14 tRNA genes and 1 other annotated feature are annotated in these 1,367 nt (G+C 52.5%); all 14 genes read left to right on the top strand.

The features are described 5' to 3' along the window. Positions 1–86, top strand: a sequence feature (5S ribosomal RNA rRNA prediction is too short). A gap of 24 nt (positions 87–110) precedes the next feature. The 14 genes from A5844_RS12830 to A5844_RS12765 all read left to right on the top strand — a co-directional run bounded on the left by A5844_RS12830 (position 111) and on the right by A5844_RS12765 (position 1,367). Beyond that, positions 111–183, top strand: a tRNA-Val gene (locus tag A5844_RS12830). 3 nt (positions 184–186) lie between these two features. Then, positions 187–259 (top strand) — tRNA-Lys (locus tag A5844_RS12825). A 7-nt stretch (positions 260–266) separates the two neighbouring features. Then, positions 267–348, top strand: a tRNA-Leu gene (locus A5844_RS12820). 26 nt (positions 349–374) lie between these two features. Next, positions 375–447: transfer RNA gene (locus A5844_RS12815), tRNA-Thr, on the top strand. A 10-nt stretch (positions 448–457) separates the two neighbouring features. Continuing rightward, positions 458–529 (top strand) — tRNA-Gly (locus A5844_RS12810). 15 nt (positions 530–544) lie between these two features. Then, positions 545–630, top strand: a tRNA-Leu gene (locus A5844_RS12805). A gap of 10 nt (positions 631–640) precedes the next feature. Further along, positions 641–714, top strand: a tRNA-Arg gene (locus A5844_RS12800). A gap of 9 nt (positions 715–723) precedes the next feature. Beyond that, positions 724–797: transfer RNA gene (locus A5844_RS12795), tRNA-Pro, on the top strand. Between the two features lie 17 nt (positions 798–814). Beyond that, positions 815–887 (top strand) — tRNA-Ala (locus tag A5844_RS12790). Between the two features lie 27 nt (positions 888–914). Further along, positions 915–988: transfer RNA gene (locus tag A5844_RS12785), tRNA-Met, on the top strand. A 14-nt stretch (positions 989–1,002) separates the two neighbouring features. Then, positions 1,003–1,076: transfer RNA gene (locus A5844_RS12780), tRNA-Ile, on the top strand. A gap of 24 nt (positions 1,077–1,100) precedes the next feature. Next, positions 1,101–1,190: transfer RNA gene (locus tag A5844_RS12775), tRNA-Ser, on the top strand. Positions 1,191–1,202: 12 nt separating this feature from the next. Then, a tRNA-Met gene (locus tag A5844_RS12770) sits at positions 1,203–1,276 on the top strand. Positions 1,277–1,294: 18 nt separating this feature from the next. Beyond that, positions 1,295–1,367 (top strand) — tRNA-Asp (locus A5844_RS12765).

The following is a 1,367-nucleotide window of genomic DNA, read 5'->3' as shown; positions in this document are numbered from 1 at the left end:
GGATACACCTGTAACCATGCCGAACACAGAAGTTAAGCTTCTTAGCGCCGATTGTAGTGAGGGGTTGCCCCTTGTGAGAGTAGGACGTCGCCACGCTTATCGTTATCTTTGGAGGTTTAGCTCAGCTGGGAGAGCATCTGCCTTACAAGCAGAGGGTCAGCGGTTCGATCCCGTTAACCTCCATATGAGCCGTTAGCTCAGTTGGTAGAGCATCTGACTTTTAATCAGAGGGTCACAGGTTCGAGCCCTGTACGGCTCATATTTTTGCGGGTGTGGCGGAATTGGCAGACGCACTAGATTTAGGATCTAGCGCCTTACGGCGTGGGGGTTCAAGTCCCTTCACCCGCATCATATGAATTTAATCATATCAAGTTGCCGGCTTAGCTCAGTTGGTAGAGCATCTGATTTGTAATCAGAGGGTCGAGGGTTCAAGTCCTTTAGCCGGCATCGTAAATACGCGGAAATAGCTCAGTGGTAGAGCACCACCTTGCCAAGGTGGGGGTCGCGGGTTCGAACCCCGTTTTCCGCTTTGCCATTGAAACGCGCCGGGGTGGCGGAACTGGCAGACGCACAGGACTTAAAATCCTGCGGTGAGTGATCACCGTACCGGTTCGATTCCGGTCCTCGGCATTACAAATATGCGCCCATAGCTCAATTGGATAGAGTGTTTGACTACGGATCAAAAGGTTAGGGGTTCGACTCCTCTTGGGCGCGTTAGTTTTACGGGAAGTAGCTCAGCTTGGTAGAGCACTTGGTTTGGGACCAAGGGGTCGCAGGTTCGAATCCTGTCTTCCCGATTAGTATTAAGTTTCACGGGGCCTTAGCTCAGCTGGGAGAGCGCCTGCTTTGCACGCAGGAGGTCAGCGGTTCGATCCCGCTAGGCTCCATTTCATTGGATAATGAATATCTTTTTACGCGGTGTAGCTCAGCTGGCTAGAGCGTCCGGTTCATACCCGGGAGGTCGGGGGTTCGATCCCCTCCGCCGCGATTTTTAAAGAGCCTGGACCTTTAGCTCAGTTGGTTAGAGCAGACGGCTCATAACCGTCCGGTCGTAGGTTCGAGTCCTACAAGGTCCATAGTGACGTTGTAATTTTCATAACGGAGGATTACCCAAGTCCGGCTGAAGGGAACGGTCTTGAAAACCGTCAGGCGGGTAAAACCGTGCAAGGGTTCGAATCCCTTATCCTCCTTTTTACTATTATCGCGGGATGGAGCAGTCTGGTAGCTCGTCGGGCTCATAACCCGAAGGTCGTAGGTTCAAATCCTGCTCCCGCAATTAAAAACTAAAAACACTGGTTCCGTGGTGTAGGGGTTAACATGCCTGCCTGTCACGCAGGAGATCGCGGGTTCGATTCCCGTCGGAACCG

This window comes from Candidatus Enterococcus wittei, assembly GCF_002140175.1.
Lineage (GTDB): Bacteria > Bacillota > Bacilli > Lactobacillales > Enterococcaceae > Enterococcus_B > Enterococcus_B wittei.
The sequence above is the reverse complement of the archived record's forward strand: the minus strand, read 5'-3'. Positions and strand labels throughout refer to the sequence as shown.